We start from the raw sequence: 16,776 nt of genomic DNA on the forward strand, positions 1-16,776 counted from the left end.
CAGTTCACTACCCATCAAGTTTTTGATCAGAGTAGCCACAATATTCATTTTGCAGAACCTGAAAAATTCATGCAAACCCTGCTGCGGTTCTTGGAAACTGTAAAACAAGATAAGGATGGCAGATAGGAGAACATACCATTCGTTTTTGTGTTTTTTTTAAGATGGGTTCGATAAGTGAATTCAACTCAAATGAAGTCTATTGAACTGGTCACAAAAAAAAAGACCCGAGGGTCTTCTGATAATTATTTTAGCGGATTTAAAATTGAAATGTTTTCTCTGGATTCAATTTTTTGCCATAACTTAATAGTTCGTAATGCAAATGGGGACCAGTTGAGCGCCCAGTACTGCCCAATAGGCCTATCACTTGACCGGCTTCAATTTTTTGTCCAACTCTAACCCTTGCACTGGATAGGTGAGCGTATCTGGTTTCCCATCCATTGGTGTGTTTAAGGATAACCACCTTGCCGTATTGTCCTTTATAACCGGCATGTATTACTTTTCCAGAAGCGGTTGCTTTTATAATCTCTCCTCGATTCCCTTTAATGTCGATCCCTGAGTGCATCTCCAGACCTCTGTTGGTGAACGGGTTTCTTCGGTAACCAAAACGTGAGGTAATTTTTCCTTCATGGGGAACGCCCATCGGTATACCCGCCAATTTTTTGTCAAGATTGATCAGTTCAGCAGCGTAATATTTACTAAGTTCAGTGAGATTCTCTTCTGTTTCTAGCGGACCACCTGCATTTGCTAAGGTAGGTGCAATTTCTTTTAAACCTCTTTTTCTCATTTTGGCATTAATTTGGTTCAATGCACTGTCTATAGCGTGAAAAGATTTTTGGGCCTGCAATAAACTGAGGTCATTTGTTGCTTCCTCCAGGGCTAAAGATTCTTTAGCTTCCTTAAGCGCTCTGGTCTTTTTTGTTAACTCTTGTTTGTATTTGCTATTGCTGGTTGTAGTGGCCACATAAATGATGGTTGAACAGATTAACAATAGGGCAAAAATTACCGCCGATAAAACGTATTTCCAGTTTTTTAATAAAACGGTAGGGATCTGAATTTGTATATTAGAATTTCCGCTTTCATCTGTGATTTTAACGGAAGTTTTTTGTTTTGTCATTGCTTGTGTACTCCTTAATTATTTTATTGCTCGGCCGTAAAAATATTATTTGTTAAACATGTCGTCTATTTTTTAACATTTTATAACTTTTCCCCTACGAATCGATCATATAATTTAACATCTTTGTATATGTCATTTTCTGATCGAATTTTAGCCTGGTACTCATCCAATAAAAGGGCATTGCCTTGGCGAGAAACACGGAATCCTTACGTTATTTGGCTGTCTGAAATTATCCTTCAACAGACTCGGGTGGAGCAGGGCTTGCCGTATTTTTTGCGTTTTCTGGAGGCTTATCCGAATGTAACAAAATTTGCTCAGGCAGATCAATCTGAAATTCTTAGGCTTTGGCAAGGTTTAGGGTATTACTCAAGGGCAAGAAACATGCATAAGACTAGCCAGATAGTTTTACAAAAGTACGGTGGCGTTTTTCCAAGTAATTACCAGGAGTTAATGTCGCTTGCCGGCATTGGCGAATATACGGCGGCAGCGATCGCTTCTTTTTCAAGCAATGCTCCTCATGCGGTTTTGGATGGCAATGTCTATCGCGTATTGTCCCGGTATCTGGGTATTGATATTCCCATTAACACCGGTCCGGCAAAAAAGGTGTTTTCAGCAATGGCCACTGAGCTTTTAAGTAGAGAACATCCAGCTGAATACAATCAGGCCATTATGGATTTTGGCTCACAACAATGCAAGCCTCGAAACCCAAATTGTAAGGATTGCGTGTTGGTCTTGGACTGCTATGCCTACCATCATGGGAGGGTGGAGGAATTGCCGGTTAAACTCAAAGGGAAAAAAAGTAGGGATCGGTATTTTCATTATTTCATCATTGAAGAACAACAAAAGATTATGATGTCTGAGCGTTCCCAAAAAGATGTATGGGCTAATCTATTCGAGTTTCCTATGATCGAAACTCAGGGGCAGCTTGATGTACCAGGCTTAATGCAAACTGAAGAATTTAAAGCTCATTTTGGGCAGGTTAGTCCCCAACCTATCGGGGCGCTTCGGAAGCATTTACTGAGCCATCAAAATATTTATGCGCAATTTTACAGGCTGAACCTCAGGGAGAACCAAATTGCTAAAAAAAGCCATTGGAATTATTATTTGTCAGAAAATTTAGATACATTAGCTAAACATAAACTCATTAGTTCCTTTGTGGAGGAATATTTTTAGTGCTAACTAAATCCTAAATTATAGTATGTCAGGAATAAATAAAGTAATCTTAGTTGGGCATCTTGGAAAGGACCCCGAAATTCGTTATTTAGAAGGTAATGTAAGTGTTGCAAGTTTTCCATTGGCAACCTCAGAAACGTATACTAAAGATGGGCGTCGTGTGGAACAAACTGAATGGCACAACATTGTGTTGTGGCGTGGACTTGCAGATGTGGCCGTGAAATATTTGGCTAAAGGTAAACTGGTGTATATTGAAGGCAAACTGCGTACACGAACCTATGAAGATAAAGAAGGGATCCGCAGGTATACTACTGAGATTGTTGCTGAAAGCTTTAATTTACTGGGTCGTCGGTCTGATTTTGAACCTCAAAATCCAGCTCAAGATGACGCTAATACGTCCGAGAATTCCCCAGAAAACAAAGATCAAAAGGTAGATTTTAGAGAGAACGATGAGGATAATGATGGGCTTCCATTTTAATTAACCTAATTAATACACATCGATTTTATTTATTTTTTAAAATTTGCTGTATCTTTGGCGCATGTTGCAAGATAAAATAACGCAGTATACGCAAGAGATTAAGGCTTTCTCGCCTAATTCTACAAATGAGGTGGAAGCATTCCGTTTGAAGTTTTTGGTATCTAAGGGTATCGTAAGAAGTTTATTTGAAGAATTTAAAACGGTTTCTGTAGACCAAAAGAGAGCGCTTGGACTCATCTTAAATGAGTTTAAACAATTGGCCGAGTCTACTTTCGCTCAAGCAACTGAAAAATTTGCGAATCAAACTGGGGCTGATAACACGGAAGAGCAAATGGATTTAACGCTTCCTGGACAAGGTTTTACCTTAGGTTCCAGACATCCGTTATCTTTGGTTCGTAAAGAAATTGTAGAGATTTTTAAAAAATTAGGTTTCGTCGTGGCCGAGGGTAATGAGATTGAAGACGATTGGCATAATTTCTCTGCCTTGAATTTTGCTCCTGAACACCCTGCCCGTGATATGCAAGATACTTTCTTTGTTCAGAAGAAGGACGGTAACGATATTGTTTTGCGCACCCATACTTCCTCCGTACAAGTTCGTTTAATGGAAGCGGGGCAACCTCCCTTCAGAGCTATTATGCCAGGAAGAGTGTTTCGTAATGAGGCAATTTCTGCGCGAGCTCATTGTTTCTTTCATCAAATAGAGGGTCTTTATGTTGATCAGGATGTCTCGTTCGCTGATTTAAAACAAACCTTATATCATTTTGTAAAAGAGTTATATGGTGAGAATACCAAGGTGCGTTTCAGACCTTCTTATTTCCCATTCACTGAACCTTCTGCTGAAATGGATATTTCCTGTTCGATTTGTAAAGGAGCGGGTTGCCAAATGTGTAAACATTCGGGATGGGTGGAAATTTTAGGGTGTGGAATGGTTGATCCTCAGGTACTGGAAAACTGCGGAATTGATAGCCAGAAATATTCAGGTTTTGCATTCGGAATGGGCATTGAGAGGATCACAAACCTGAAATATGAGATCCGCGATTTGAGACTTTTTTCGGAAAACGATGTTCGTTTCCTTTCTCAGTTTGAAACAGAAATTATTTAAATACGATAAGCTTATTTGCATGGTTTCTTTGGTGTCTGTTCTGTTTTTTGACTAAGAGCTACTGAAACCAGTATAGTTGTTTATACCTAATGTTGAAAAAGAATTCCCAATTTGATGGAAGATAAAGTAGTCATAGCAATTAAGAAATCCGCACGTGATTTATTCAGAAAATATGGCTATAATAAAACCAGTGTTAGTGAATTGGCGAAAAATGCTTCCATTGCAAAGGCTACAATATATAAATATTTTGCCAGTAAGGAGTTAATCCTGCACGCAGTTTTGATGGATTATATTCAAGAAAACGTGTACGATATCCTTAATAAAAATGTTAACGAAAAAGATTTGGCCACCTTTTTGGCAAATACTATTTTAAGAGTTAGCAGGGTAACATATACCGTGTGTAATGAGTTTGTTGGTTGGGAATTTATTCGAATTTCCGCTAACGCTCAGGAATACCTCAAAACATTATCCGATGACTTGGAATTTCTGCTTTTACGTTCTTTCATGCAAAACCATACAATTGGCTCAATGATTCCTGAGGATCGCTTGAATTTTTTAATAAAAACGAGTAAAAACATTGTTTTTTCTTTTGCTTTTACTGCTGTTTCTGAAGCGGATGTGCGTAAGAATTTTATTTCGTTTCAAAAGGAAATGTTGCCCTATCTGGTGCAGGCTACTCTACTCTGATAGTTTCTGAGTTTGTCGTTTTGACCTGCTTGAATTGCTCTCAACCTTGATTCACACCATAATCAGCGTAATGAATTTGAATTCGTTTACTAAGCTGCTATCTATCACTAAAAAATCTTAATTTTGCACCCATATGGGAAGAAGAAAACCTCAAGAGAAGAAAGTTGTGTCAAATATAGAGATTATCGACATCGCTGAAGAAGGAAAGGGCGTTGGTAAACACGATGAATTGGTTTTATTTATAGAGCACGCTGTACCGGGCGATATTGTTGAGGTGGAGTTGTATCGTAAAAAAAAGAATTTTGCGCAAGGCAAAGTGGTTCAAATCCAGAAGCCATCTGAACATCGGATAGATCCTTTTTGTTCGCATTTTGGTGTTTGCGGTGGTTGTAAATGGCAACACATGAGCTACCAGGCACAATTGATTTTTAAACAACAGTCAGTCGGAAATGCTTTGTCACGGATTGGAAAGATTGATGTCAGCGCAATGGAGCCTATATTACCTTCCCAGCAAACCACCTATTACAGGAATAAATTAGAATACACATTTTCCAATAAAAAATGGTTAACGAGTTTGGATGAGATAGGTTCAGGGGATTCTATGGATGCTTTGGGGTTTCATGTTCCGGGAAGATTTGATAAGATTCTAAGTATTGATCATTGTTATTTGCAACAGGAGCCTTCCAACACAATTCGAAATCGTGTTGCTGAGTTTGCAAAGCAGAATGGAATTTCTTTTTATGATTTAAGACAAAATCAAGGGGCTCTTCGCAATTTAATTATCCGAACCTCCTCTACGGGTGAGGTGATGGTGATTGTCGTTTTTGCTCATCCTGAACAGGATGATGTACAAAAAGTAATGAGCTTTCTAAACCAGGAATTTAAAGATCTTACCTCATTATTGTATATCGTTAACCAAAAGCTTAATGACACCATTTTTGATCAGCAAATCGAAACTTTTTCCGGAAGAGACTTTATTTATGAGGAAATGGAAGGCCTTAAATTTAAAGTAGGGCCGAAATCATTCTATCAAACCAACTCGTTGCAGGCTTACGAACTTTATAAAATTACCCGTGATTTTGCAGACTTAAAAGGGGATGAATTGGTATACGATTTATATACTGGTGCTGGTACCATTGCGAATTTTATTGCAAAATCTGCAAAGCAAGTTATCGGTGTGGAATATGTCCCTACAGCCATTGAGGATGCAAAGGTTAATTCCGAAATTAATGCTATTGAAAACACGAAATTTTTTGCCGGAGATATGAAGGATGTGCTAACGCCTGATTTTATAGCCGAGCATGGTAAGCCTGAGGTGGTGATCACGGACCCTCCACGGGCGGGCATGCATGCCGATGTGGTGAACAGGTTGTTGGAAATGGAGAGCGAGAAAATTGTCTATGTGAGCTGTAATGCTGCAACTCAGGCACGTGATTTGGAGATGTTATCCCAAAAGTACGATGTATTGCGTATTAAACCAGTTGATATGTTTCCGCATACTCAACATGTTGAGAACGTTGTGTTACTAAAATTAAGAAAATAATGGATTTACAAGATTTGTTAAATAAAACACCCTTGGGTGAAAATAGTAAATCAGGGGAACAAAAAGATCAAAGCCCTTTGGTTAGCTTGAAAGCAGATTTGGATTTTTATAAAGAGTCGATTCAGGAAGTTTCTGCGGAATTGTTAGAAGAAGGGTATACCAAGCATCCTATTTTTGTGGCCCATCAATTGGAAGTGAAACTTGGAGAGCTTATTTTAGACCGTCAGGAGTTAAATACTTCGTGGTCTATTCACGCAAGTTCATTGGAGGAGTTTTTAGAAAAAGGACTAGTGGATCCAGATCGTAAAGCCTATTTCATAAAACATTTTAAGCCAGCAAATGAATTCATGTGTTTATTTGTGATCGTTCCCCAAGGAGCAAACTTTGTGTTTTATCCGTATAAATAACAGATTCGTTTTTATAACTATTTAACATTTGACTCTCCAAACAATTGGTACCTTTAAAAATTAATGAATAGTATATTTAGACATATCGGCTTAGCGGTCATCCTGTGTTTGCTCTGTTTACCCAAAGTGCATGCACAAGCCGTTGATCATGCAATTTCGGGGTTGATCATGGAAAAGGGTACAGCCAACAGGATCTCGGACGCGAATATTACCAACTTGAGAACAAGGCAGGTGGTCAGCAGCAATTCGTATGGCGTTTTTACTATTGAAGCTAATATTGGAGACAGCCTTTCTTTTACTAAGGTTGGTTATGGGCCTGTTAAAACGGCCATTCAAACTCTTGGCGATATTTTAGTGGACATGCAACAAGGAATAAAAATCGAAACTGTTGTGGTAACCAGAAGCACCAAAGAAGCTGAGTTGCGTTCTTATTTGAAAGATTTCGAAAAAAAAGGTATTTATAATGGTGGACACAATAAGGTTGGAACTTATCTGGCCAGTCCAGCCACGGCACTTTATAATTTGTTCGGTCAAGAGGCTAAAAATGCGAAACGTTTTGAACGTTACATGAATCAAGAGCTCGAGGCGACAAAAATAGACCGAATTTTTAACAAACCACTCGTTTCTAGATTGACCAATTTAAAAGGAGATGAATTGCAATCCTTTATGGACATGTATAGACCGTCTTTGTCCTCGGTGGAGCGTTGGGGGGAATACGACCTGATGAGCTATATTACCAGTTCATTCAGGGCATGGGATGCGAATGGTCGTCCCAAATCACAACGATTACCAAAACTTGAAATACCTCCCCAAGAAAAATAAAATTCTGATTTATAGTAGGTTATCTTGATTGTTAAGCCCATGAATGCTTTTGGCATCCGCTTTGCAAATATATTGGGCAGATAAGTTATTATAGTACATTATTAAGGTAAATTATATAGTTATGAAAATGAATAAGAGATTAGCAGTATATGGTTTGACCGTTGCGACCTCAGCAATGCTTTTTGCTAGTTGTACAACGGTTCGAAACGCTAGCAACACGACAAAAGGTGCTGTAATAGGTACAACTGCAGGTGGTGCCATTGGCGCCTTAATAGGAGGTAAAGCAGGTAATACCGCTGTCGGGGCTATCGCGGGTGCTGTAATAGGTGGTGCTGCGGGAACCTTGATTGGTAAAAAAATGGATAAACAAGCCAAAGAGATCGAAAATACGGTTGCTGGGGCTGAGGTTGAACAAGTTGGTGAGGGTATTTTGGTGAAGTTTGATGAAGGTATTCTTTTCGATTTCAATAAAACAGCGTTGAAGTCAACTGCAAAAGAAAATATTGCAAACTTGGTCGCTACTTTAAATAAAGAGCCAGATACCGAAATTTTGGTGTTGGGCCATACCGATAATAAAGGAACCTTGGAGGTGAACCAAAGGATTTCATTAGCGCGCGCGGATGCTGTTAAATCATACGCAGTTGCTCAAGGATTAAAAAGTGGTCGAATTAAAACGGAAGGAAAAAATTATTCCGAACCAATTTCGTCCAATGACACAGATGCAGGACGTGCAGAAAATCGTCGTGTGGAAATTGTTATTGTTGCCAGTAAAGCAATGCAAGAAGATGCTAAAAAAGAAGTTGGTCAATAGGTTCTGATAGACCGGTTAAATATACTTTTTAAATTATATATAGAGGATATCCGCATTGGGTATCCTTTTTTTTTGTGCTGGTTTTACATTTAAAAAATAGGTGAGTTCTTATTCTTTTACGTGTGAGCAAAAAGGGTTTGGGTTGAATTACGCTAATTTTTATTTTTTTTGTTAATTTTTGGTCAAGTGCTGACAAAGTGTCATTGTTTTCCCAATTTATTGTTAACTTTGTGTTCTTTGAAAAATGACTATGTTAGAGTTAACACATACAACAAAAACACACGATGAAACTCGCCAAGGAGAAGTCTTGGACATGATTGCTACGGGCCTTTCCAGCGGCCGAAAACTTTATATTGAGAGCTACGGTTGTCAAATGAACTTTTCGGATAGTGAGATTGTTGCCTCGATCTTGATGGATCAGGGATACCAAACCACCAAGGATTACAAAGAAGCGGATGTTATCTTTATCAACACCTGTTCAATTCGTGAAAATGCTGAACAACGTGTTCGTAATAGATTGAAGGAATTCGAATCCGTGAAAGCGAAAAATCCAGGAATGGTTGTGGGCGTTTTAGGGTGCATGGCTGAACGTTTGAAAGCAAAGTTTTTGGAAGAAGAGAAATTAGTGGATGTGGTGGTCGGACCGGATGCTTACCGTGACTTACCGAACCTGATTGCTCAGGTTGGAGAGGGGGCTCGGGCAGTTAACGTTCTACTCTCCAGAGAGGAAACATATGCAGATATCAGTCCTGTTCGATTGAATTCCAATGGTATCTCAGCATTTATCTCTATCATGCGAGGTTGTGATAACATGTGTTCTTTTTGTGTGGTGCCATTTACCCGAGGAAGAGAGCGTTCACGAGACTCAGCGTCTATTGTTGCGGAAGCAAAATCTTTGTTTGAAGCTGGTTATAGAGAGGTAACTTTATTGGGCCAAAACGTAGACTCCTACAAATATACACTCGGGGAATCGGAAGGATCGCAAGAACAACTAACGGTGAATTTTGCGCAATTATTGGAAATGGTTGCTCAGGTGAACCCTTTATTGCGCATTCGCTTTTCTACCTCCCATCCTAAAGATATTACCGATGAGGTATTGTATACAATGGCTCGTTATGATAATATTTGTAATTATATTCATTTACCGGTTCAATCGGGTAGTTCAAGAGTACTGGATTTAATGAATAGAACCTATGATCGTGAATGGTATATTGATCGTATTAACGCGATTAAACGTATTATTCCTGAGTGTGGTATTTCAACGGATATTATCACTGGTTTTTGTACTGAAACTGATGAGGAACATCAACAAACCATCTCAATGATGAACTTTGTGAAGTATGATTATGCTTATATGTTTGCCTATTCAGAGAGACCAGGAACCTTGGCGGCTAAACGTTACACAGATGATATTCCAGAGCAACTTAAGAAGGATCGTCTTACTGAGGTTGTTGCTTTGCAACGTCAGCACAGTTTGCTCCGCATTCAGAATTTTGTTGGAAAAGTTCAACGAATTCTAATAGAAGGTTATTCCAAACGTTCGGAAAACGATTTCTGTGGACGGAATGATCAGAATACTATGGTTGTTTTTCCTGTGGATTCGAGATACAAAATTGGAGATTATGTTAACGTATTGGGTGAAAGCTGTACCTCAGCAACCCTGATTGGACGTATTGTAGATTAAGTTCTAAAATAAACAGTAAAGCAGACCAATGGATCATCAAGACATAAAGAATAGATTTGAAATAATAGGCAATTCTCCTTTGTTGAATCGCGCGATCGATGTGGCTCGCCAGGTAGCACCCACTGATATCTCCGTGTTGATTCAAGGGGAGAGTGGTTCTGGTAAGGAAGTGTTTTCTCATATTATCCATCAACTTAGTGCGCGTAAACATGGTCATTTTATTGCCGTGAATTGTGGTGCTATTCCAGAGGGAACGATCGATTCTGAGTTATTTGGACATGAGAAGGGTTCCTTCACAGGGGCTCATGAGGCTAGAAAAGGCTATTTTGAGGTGGTCGATGGTGGAACTATTTTTTTGGATGAAGTTGGGGAACTCCCGCTTGGCACCCAAGCCCGATTATTGCGGGTTCTGGAATCGGGTGAATATATCCGGGTTGGTTCTTCCAAAGTCCAAAAAACGAATGTAAGGGTCATTGCGGCAACCAATGTAGATGTTTATGAAGCCGTAAAGAGAGGTAAATTTCGAGAAGATCTGTATTACCGTTTGAATACTGTTCCTTTGCGTATCCCCCCATTGAGAGAACGTAAAGAAGATATTAACTTGTTGTTTAGGAAGTTTGTCGTTGATTTCGCGGACAAATACAGGACTCCCGGAATTCAATTAATGGAGGATGCTCAAGAATTGTTAAAAAACTACGCTTGGCCGGGAAATGTTCGTCAGTTGAAAAATATTGCAGAGCAAATCGCCGTTTTAGAGAGGGAAAGAATTGTTAATGCGCAAATCTTAAGTCATTATCTACCGGTTGAAACCCAAAGTTCATTACCAATGAGCATGAAGGATCAATCACAAGATAGCTTTTCGGAAAGAGATCTTTTGTATAAAGTTCTTTTCGACATGAAAAAAGATATGGTTGACTTGAAGAAGTTGGTGGTGGAGTTAATGCAGAAAGGGGTTAGTTCTGGCACTATTGAGAAAAATTCTCCTTATATTAATCAACTCTATCAAGAGATTCGTCCGAGTTCGGCGAACTTAGTTCCCGAAGAGTATGCTTCAGGACCTTCTTCAACGCTGACTATTCATAATCCAAGTCAGCAAAATAACAACAACGATTACCTGACCTATGACACCCAGGATGTGGAAGAGGTGGAGGAATCTTTGTCATTGATGGATAAGGAATCTGATATGATAAAAAAAGCGTTGAAAAAACACAAAGGAAAACGGAAAGCTGCCGCGCAGGAATTGGGTATTTCCGAACGTACGCTTTATAGGAAAATTAAAGATTTGAAACTAGATTAAGGTTTTACATGTTCAAAATAAAAGGATCACGCATTGCTGTTCTATGGATAGTATTGTTAATATGCACAGTACAGGGGTGTGGCGTTCGCTACAGTCTGGGAGGGGGGAAGATTCCAGACAATATGACCACTTATTCTGTTTCATTTTTTGAAAATATATCGCCATTTGTATCGGCGACCCTGAGCCAATCTTTCACCGAAGGTTTAAAGGAGAGGATCCGAACCCAATCGCGTTTGAGTCAGGTGGACCAAGATGGAGATGCCATCTTCGAGGGAGTTATTACAAATTACACGGTGTCCCCCGCAGCGGTTGAGGCAGGAACAGATATGGCCGCCTTGAATAGGCTTTCCATTACCGTGAAAGTGAAATATACCAATCGTAAAGACGAGACCGGAGAGAGTGATTTTGAGGAAAGTTTCACCCAGTTTAAAGAGTTCCGTGGTGAGGTTACCAATCAGGAAATGGCCTTAAACACGGAAATTGTGAAAATGTTAACCGAAGACGTTTTCAACAGGGCATTCAATAATTGGTAAAATAGAGATTTTTAATCACATGAATCAAGTTAATGTATTTAGAAAGGCCCTTGAAAATCCGCTCGAAGTAAGTGAGTCGGAGTTCGAGTTTCTGTTGTCCAGATATCCTTATTCTCAACCTATTTTTTTTGCCCATGAGCGAAAGAAAAGGTTAGAAAATCAAGAAGTGGATAAGCAAATCAGCTTGTTATATGCATCTAATTCTTTTTGGCTGCGGGATTATTTAGATAAACCTATCACGAGCGTTCCTGAACTTGAAGTTGATTCGCAGGACTATATTGCTTACGAGGATTTACCAGAGGATGAAATTGAAACACGGCAGATCGCCGATAATCCTGAGTTGGCTGTTCCTGAGGAATCTGTGGTACAAGAAGAAATGCCATCTGATCCGGATATGCCGCAGGAGAGTGAGCCGGTTTTTGAGATGCCATCAACGTACCGTCTTGAAGAAGAGGTTCTAGAGACTCCCAAACAGGAGGTTCATTTGGAATCTGTAGAAGCATCCTTGGAGGTTGCAGTTGAGACCACCAAAGAGCCAAGTCCCGAAGATGAAATCAGTTTGTACAACGATGAACTCATGCCATATAGTTTTAGATGGTGGTTGTATAAAACACGTTTAGAACATGCCCAGACTTATCAGCCGTTTGTTTCCCCTGTTTTTCCAAAACAAGATAAAGGACAGTTTGATCCAAAGAAGTTGGATGAGGCAATTTTGGATCAACAAATCAGAGAGAATATTTTTCACCTGCAAGATCCTCAGGATAAATTAAGTGATGCGCATAAGAAAGAGACCGTTGAATTTGTTTCTGAGCAAAAAACAGATGAAGTTATTGAGAGATTTATTCGAGAAGAGCCACAAATTCAACCCCCAAAAGCTGAGTCCATCAATACCGAGAACAAGGCCAGAAAAAGCTCTGAAGATCAGTTTTTGGTGGTGACCGAAACCTTAGCCAACATCTATGAATCGCAAGGAATGCATGAAAAAGCGATTGCTGTATTTAAAAAATTAATTGCAGAAAATCCAGAAAAAAAATCGTACTTTGCGAGCCGAATTAAAGAATTAGAATTTAAGTTATAAAAGTAATATAGAAATGGAAATTTTATTTATTGTCCTCATTATTCTTGCAAGTCTTTTGTTGTCCTTTTTTGTTTTAATCCAAAATCCTAAAGGAGGCGGTTTGTCTTCTGGATTTTCAGGTGGAGCAAATTTAATTGGGGTACAGCGTACTGGGGATATTTTAGAAAAGGGTACATGGATTTTGATTATTTCAGTAATCGTATTCAGTATCGCTATTAACATTGTTGGTCCTTCTTCTTCCGCTTCTGGAAGTTTGGGTGATCAAATTGAAGCGCCAGTTCAAGCTCCTTCATTGAATCTTAATCCTTCACAAGAACCTACAACAAATACTACGCCTGAGGCAAGTGCTCCGGTGACGGTTGACTCGACTAAATAATACGGTTGATTCTTAAAAAATATACGAGCCCTGTCTGATTCAGACGGGGCTCTGTTTGTTTGCTAGTTCTGTTTGTTTTTTGGTGCCAACCTGACATTAGAAGGAAAGGAAAACTGACATATTGAATGTCATAAAATGCAAAAATGTCAAAAAATGCAGTGTGTATTCGATTGGCATAGTTACTGATGTTGATAGTTTAATTAAACGTTATAAAAAACAATTTAAATAGTTATACAATTATGGCTTTAAATATTAAACCTATCGGAGACAGAGTAGTAGTTGAGCCTGCTCCAGCAGAAGAAAAAACAGCATCCGGAATTTATATCCCTGATACGGCTAAAGAAAAACCATCTCAAGGAACAATCGTAGCTGTAGGTTCTGGTAAACCTGAAGAACCACTTACTGTTCAAGTTGGTGATAAAATTTTATACGGAAAATACGCTGGTACAGAACTTACCTATGAAGGAAAAGAGTATTTAATTATGCGTGAGGCTGATATTTACGCGGTCCTTTAATCGATTATTAGAAAATAACCACAATCTTAAATTAAGCTCATTGTTCATTACTGAATGTAATGATTAGGAGTTGAAATAGTCAATTTAACATAACATGTCAAAACAAGTAAAATATAACGTAGAAGCTCGCGATGCGCTGAAAAAAGGAGTTGATACTCTTGCAAACGCTGTAAAGGTAACCTTAGGTCCTAAAGGACGTAACGTTATTATTGAGAAAAAATTTGGTTCCCCAGTAATCACCAAAGATGGTGTAACTGTTGCTAAAGAGATCGATTTAAAAGATCCTTTGGAAAATATGGGTGCTCAAATGGTGAAAGAAGTAGCCTCTAAAACTGCTGATCAAGCAGGTGATGGTACAACAACTGCAACCGTATTGGCACAGGCAATCGTTGCTCCAGGTATTAAGTCTGTAGCTGCTGGCGCTAACCCAATGGATTTGAAACGTGGTATTGATAAAGCAGTTTCGGCAATTGTTGCCAACCTTAAGTCACAATCACAAGTTGTAGGTGCGGATATCAACAAAATCAAACAAGTTGCCTCTATCTCAGCGAATAATGACGAGGTGATTGGTTCCCTAATTGCACAAGCAATGGAAAAAGTTGGTAATGACGGTGTTATTACTGTTGAGGAAGCCAAAGGAACTGAAACCGAAGTTAGAACTGTAGAAGGTATGCAGTTTGACCGTGGTTACCTTTCTCCTTATTTTGTAACCAACTCTGATAAAATGGAAGCGGAACTAGAAAATCCTTTCATTTTAATCTATGATAAAAAGATCAGTAACATGAAAGAGTTGTTACCAATCTTGGAAAAACAAGTGCAAACTGGAAAACCATTATTAATCATTGCTGAAGATCTTGACGGAGAAGCATTAGCGACTTTAGTGGTTAACAAAATCCGCGGTTCGCTGAAAGTTGCTGCTGTTAAAGCTCCAGGTTTTGGTGACCGTCGTAAAGCGATGTTGGAAGATATTGCCATCTTAACTGGCGGTACCGTAATTTCTGAAGAAAGAGGATTCAAATTAGAAAATGCTGAACTTTCTTACTTAGGTCAAGCTGAAAAAGTACTTATCGATAAAGACAACACAACGATTATCAATGGATCTGGTGTTGTTGAAGATATTCAAGGTCGTGTTGCTCAGATTCGTTCTCAAATTGAAACAACTACTTCTGATTACGATAGAGAAAAATTACAAGAACGTTTAGCTAAGCTTTCTGGTGGTGTTGCTGTATTGTATGTTGGCGCAACAACAGAAGTGGAAATGAAAGAAAAGAAAGACCGTGTTGACGATGCACTTCATGCAACTCGTGCAGCTGTAGAAGAAGGTATCGTAGCTGGTGGTGGTGTTGCTTTTATCCGTTCGGCTGAAGCTTTAGTTTCTCTTAAGGGAGATAATGAAGACGAGCAAATCGGTATCGATATCATTAAACGTGCTATCGAAGAACCTTTACGCCAAATCTGTTCTAATGCAGGTATCGAAGGTGCAGTAATTGTACAGAAAGTGAAAGAAGGATCAGCTGATTACGGTTACAATGCGCGTACCGATAAATTTGAAAATTTAATTGGTGCAGGTGTAATTGATCCAACTAAAGTTTCTCGTGTTGCTTTAGAAAATGCAGCGTCTGTTGCCTCAATGTTATTGACTACAGAATGTGTATTGGCTGATGAACCAGAAGATAACGCTGGCGGCGCTGGTGCTCCTCCAATGGGTGGTGGCATGGGCGGAATGATGTAATCATCATCGCTAAGTTCATTAAATATATCAGGAAAGCCGTTCATTTTGAACGGCTTTTTCTGTATTTTAGATTTCCTGAAAAGCTCTTGCTGCGCTAGAGTTAAGGAGGTGAGGCAATGGGTTTTTATTTTCACAAAACAAATTAAAACATTTTGCGTTCCTTCATAAAAGGAAGATTTTAAACACTGATCAATGGAATATAGAGTATTACAAAACACAGATTTAAGTTTATCGGTAATTACGTTTGGTGCATGGGCAGCAGGCGGTTGGATGTGGGGGTCGACAAATCGAAAGGATGCAGTTCAAGCGATCCAAGCAGCTTATGACTTGGGAGTTAGCTCTATTGATACGGCTCCTATCTATGGGCAAGGAACCAGCGAGGAGATTGTAGCAGAGGCAATCAAAGATATTCCTAGGGACAAAGTTCAACTTTTAACCAAATTTGGCATGCGTTGGGATGTTTCTCAGGGTGATTTTGCTTTTCACAGTCAAATGAATAATGGTGAAGCTATTGATGTGTATAAATATGCAGCAAAAGATAGCGTGATTTATGAATGTGAGCAAAGTTTAAAACGTCTAGGGACGGATTATATTGATTTATACCAAATTCACTGGCCAGATTCAACGACGCCGATCGAGGAAACTTTTGAAGCCGTGGGACGATTAATCGAACAAGGTAAGGTGCGTTATGCTGGGGTGTGCAATTACTCGGCTGAATTAATTCAAAAGGCCTCAAGTGTAATACCGATTGTCTCAAATCAAATTCCTTTTAGTATGGTCAATCGAGCAGTGGAGGAAGAAACAATTCCACATTGTATCAAAAACAATCAAGGTATTCTAGCCTATAGTCCTTTAGAACGGGGGTTGTTAACGGGGAAAATAAGTGAAGAATATACTTTTCAACAGGGCGATCACCGCGCAAACCTTGCTCATTTTCAAGCTGATTTTATACGCAAAACGAATGCTATGCTGGCACGCTTTAAACCTTTAGCAGATGATAAGGGGGTGAGTCTAAGTCAGCTGGTGTTACGCTGGACAGTTTCTCGAGCTGGAATTACGACGGCGCTTGCCGGAGCTCGAAATCCTGAACAATCTGTGCAGAATGCAAAGGCAATGGATTTGATTTTAACAGACGATGAACTGGCATTTTTAACTTCGGTGGTCGATACATTTTAATATGGCCCCATAGCAATCAGATGTGGTTTGCCTCTATAAAAATAGTGTGTTATAACTTTTGGTACAAAGGGAAGCTTAGAGATGGACCAGGGAATCAGGTGTGCTATTTCTTATTTAAAAAAATTGCTTGATTTTTAAATAATATTAATTATCTAAATGTTAAATTTTAATCAATTTTTATGTTTTAACAGTTATTTAACGCAGGCTGATAAAAATGATGAATATTTAACTGTACATTTACTGCGTTA

17 protein-coding genes are annotated in these 16,776 nt (G+C 39.0%); 16 read left to right on the forward strand and 1 reads right to left on the reverse strand.

Annotated features, from left to right (window positions below; translation table 11 throughout):
• Positions 1–256 precede the first annotated feature (256 nt).
• Positions 257–1,114, reverse strand: a complete 858-nt coding sequence (locus AC6CHH_RS14125; protein ID WP_498283972.1) for a M23 family metallopeptidase — start codon at positions 1,112–1,114, stop codon at positions 257–259.
• Between the two features lie 129 nt (positions 1,115–1,243).
• Here AC6CHH_RS14125 and mutY point away from each other — a divergent pair, with 129 nt between their 5' ends.
• The 16 genes from mutY (at position 1,244) to AC6CHH_RS14205 (ending at position 16,528) form a co-directional block, all read left to right on the forward strand.
• Positions 1,244–2,287, forward strand: a complete 1,044-nt coding sequence (gene mutY / locus AC6CHH_RS14130; RefSeq protein ID WP_498283974.1) for an A/G-specific adenine glycosylase — start codon at positions 1,244–1,246, stop codon at positions 2,285–2,287.
• Between the two features lie 25 nt (positions 2,288–2,312).
• Positions 2,313–2,765, forward strand: coding sequence for a single-stranded DNA-binding protein (locus AC6CHH_RS14135; protein ID WP_498283976.1), 453 nt, complete (start codon positions 2,313–2,315; stop codon positions 2,763–2,765).
• A gap of 61 nt (positions 2,766–2,826) precedes the next feature.
• The gene (gene pheS, locus AC6CHH_RS14140; RefSeq protein ID WP_498283978.1) at positions 2,827–3,867 is read left to right on the forward strand and encodes a phenylalanine--tRNA ligase subunit alpha; all 1,041 of its coding nucleotides are present in this window, start codon (positions 2,827–2,829) and stop codon (positions 3,865–3,867) included.
• Between the two features lie 114 nt (positions 3,868–3,981).
• Positions 3,982–4,554: a TetR/AcrR family transcriptional regulator gene (locus tag AC6CHH_RS14145; RefSeq protein ID WP_498283980.1), complete on the forward strand. Its 573-nt coding sequence runs from the start codon at positions 3,982–3,984 to the stop codon at positions 4,552–4,554.
• Positions 4,555–4,687: 133 nt separating this feature from the next.
• Positions 4,688–6,097: a 23S rRNA (uracil(1939)-C(5))-methyltransferase RlmD gene (rlmD, locus tag AC6CHH_RS14150; protein ID WP_498283982.1), complete on the forward strand. Its 1,410-nt coding sequence runs from the start codon at positions 4,688–4,690 to the stop codon at positions 6,095–6,097.
• Positions 6,097–6,504, forward strand: coding sequence for a hypothetical protein (locus AC6CHH_RS14155; RefSeq protein WP_498283984.1), 408 nt, complete (start codon positions 6,097–6,099; stop codon positions 6,502–6,504). Before rlmD ends, AC6CHH_RS14155 begins: the two co-directional genes overlap by 1 nt.
• 63 nt (positions 6,505–6,567) lie before the next feature.
• The gene (locus AC6CHH_RS14160; RefSeq protein WP_498283986.1) at positions 6,568–7,326 is read left to right on the forward strand and encodes a hypothetical protein; all 759 of its coding nucleotides are present in this window, start codon (positions 6,568–6,570) and stop codon (positions 7,324–7,326) included.
• 121 nt (positions 7,327–7,447) lie between these two features.
• Complete coding sequence (locus AC6CHH_RS14165) at positions 7,448–8,137, forward strand: YiaD family glycine zipper/OmpA-like lipoprotein (protein WP_498283988.1); 690 nt, start codon at positions 7,448–7,450, stop codon at positions 8,135–8,137.
• Positions 8,138–8,387: 250 nt separating this feature from the next.
• Positions 8,388–9,821 (forward strand): tRNA (N6-isopentenyl adenosine(37)-C2)-methylthiotransferase MiaB, encoded by a 1,434-nt coding sequence (miaB, locus tag AC6CHH_RS14170; RefSeq protein ID WP_498283990.1) that lies wholly within the window; start codon positions 8,388–8,390, stop codon positions 9,819–9,821.
• Between the two features lie 28 nt (positions 9,822–9,849).
• Entirely contained in the window at positions 9,850–11,118 is a 1,269-nt protein-coding gene (locus AC6CHH_RS14175; RefSeq protein ID WP_498283992.1) for a sigma 54-interacting transcriptional regulator, read from the forward strand.
• An 8-nt stretch (positions 11,119–11,126) separates the two neighbouring features.
• Positions 11,127–11,651 carry an LptE family protein gene (locus AC6CHH_RS14180; RefSeq protein ID WP_498283994.1) on the forward strand — a complete coding sequence of 175 codons (525 nt, stop codon included), beginning with the start codon at positions 11,127–11,129 and terminating at the stop codon, positions 11,649–11,651.
• A 19-nt stretch (positions 11,652–11,670) separates the two neighbouring features.
• Positions 11,671–12,729, forward strand: a complete 1,059-nt coding sequence (locus AC6CHH_RS14185) for a hypothetical protein (RefSeq protein ID WP_498283996.1) — start codon at positions 11,671–11,673, stop codon at positions 12,727–12,729.
• Positions 12,730–12,742: 13 nt separating this feature from the next.
• Positions 12,743–13,105 carry a preprotein translocase subunit SecG gene (gene secG / locus AC6CHH_RS14190; RefSeq protein ID WP_498283998.1) on the forward strand — a complete coding sequence of 121 codons (363 nt, stop codon included), beginning with the start codon at positions 12,743–12,745 and terminating at the stop codon, positions 13,103–13,105.
• Between the two features lie 239 nt (positions 13,106–13,344).
• Positions 13,345–13,620, forward strand: coding sequence for a co-chaperone GroES (locus AC6CHH_RS14195; RefSeq protein WP_498284000.1), 276 nt, complete (start codon positions 13,345–13,347; stop codon positions 13,618–13,620).
• A 94-nt stretch (positions 13,621–13,714) separates the two neighbouring features.
• Complete coding sequence (gene groL, locus AC6CHH_RS14200) at positions 13,715–15,352, forward strand: chaperonin GroEL (protein WP_498284002.1); 1,638 nt, start codon at positions 13,715–13,717, stop codon at positions 15,350–15,352.
• Between the two features lie 192 nt (positions 15,353–15,544).
• On the forward strand, positions 15,545–16,528 hold the full coding sequence (locus AC6CHH_RS14205) for an aldo/keto reductase (protein ID WP_498284004.1): 984 nt from the start codon (positions 15,545–15,547) through the stop codon (positions 16,526–16,528).
• The last annotated feature ends 248 nt before the right edge of the window (positions 16,529–16,776 follow it).

The sequence above is a fragment of the Sphingobacterium sp. GQ94 genome (assembly GCF_059758715.1).

Bases quoted from the DNA above. Each gene is read 5' to 3' on its own strand.
- AC6CHH_RS14125 (WP_498283972.1), bottom strand. From the start codon at position 1,114: ATGACAAAACAAAAAACTTCCGTTAAAATCACAGATGAAAGCGGAAAT.
- mutY (WP_498283974.1), top strand. From the start codon at position 1,244: ATGTCATTTTCTGATCGAATTTTAGCCTGGTACTCATCCAATAAAAGG.
- AC6CHH_RS14135 (WP_498283976.1), top strand. From the start codon at position 2,313: ATGTCAGGAATAAATAAAGTAATCTTAGTTGGGCATCTTGGAAAGGAC.
- pheS (WP_498283978.1), top strand. From the start codon at position 2,827: ATGTTGCAAGATAAAATAACGCAGTATACGCAAGAGATTAAGGCTTTC.
- AC6CHH_RS14145 (WP_498283980.1), top strand. From the start codon at position 3,982: ATGGAAGATAAAGTAGTCATAGCAATTAAGAAATCCGCACGTGATTTA.
- rlmD (WP_498283982.1), top strand. From the start codon at position 4,688: ATGGGAAGAAGAAAACCTCAAGAGAAGAAAGTTGTGTCAAATATAGAG.
- AC6CHH_RS14155 (WP_498283984.1), top strand. From the start codon at position 6,097: ATGGATTTACAAGATTTGTTAAATAAAACACCCTTGGGTGAAAATAGT.
- AC6CHH_RS14160 (WP_498283986.1), top strand. From the start codon at position 6,568: ATGAATAGTATATTTAGACATATCGGCTTAGCGGTCATCCTGTGTTTG.
- AC6CHH_RS14165 (WP_498283988.1), top strand. From the start codon at position 7,448: ATGAAAATGAATAAGAGATTAGCAGTATATGGTTTGACCGTTGCGACC.
- miaB (WP_498283990.1), top strand. From the start codon at position 8,388: ATGTTAGAGTTAACACATACAACAAAAACACACGATGAAACTCGCCAA.
- AC6CHH_RS14175 (WP_498283992.1), top strand. From the start codon at position 9,850: ATGGATCATCAAGACATAAAGAATAGATTTGAAATAATAGGCAATTCT.
- AC6CHH_RS14180 (WP_498283994.1), top strand. From the start codon at position 11,127: ATGTTCAAAATAAAAGGATCACGCATTGCTGTTCTATGGATAGTATTG.
- AC6CHH_RS14185 (WP_498283996.1), top strand. From the start codon at position 11,671: ATGAATCAAGTTAATGTATTTAGAAAGGCCCTTGAAAATCCGCTCGAA.
- secG (WP_498283998.1), top strand. From the start codon at position 12,743: ATGGAAATTTTATTTATTGTCCTCATTATTCTTGCAAGTCTTTTGTTG.
- AC6CHH_RS14195 (WP_498284000.1), top strand. From the start codon at position 13,345: ATGGCTTTAAATATTAAACCTATCGGAGACAGAGTAGTAGTTGAGCCT.
- groL (WP_498284002.1), top strand. From the start codon at position 13,715: ATGTCAAAACAAGTAAAATATAACGTAGAAGCTCGCGATGCGCTGAAA.
- AC6CHH_RS14205 (WP_498284004.1), top strand. From the start codon at position 15,545: ATGGAATATAGAGTATTACAAAACACAGATTTAAGTTTATCGGTAATT.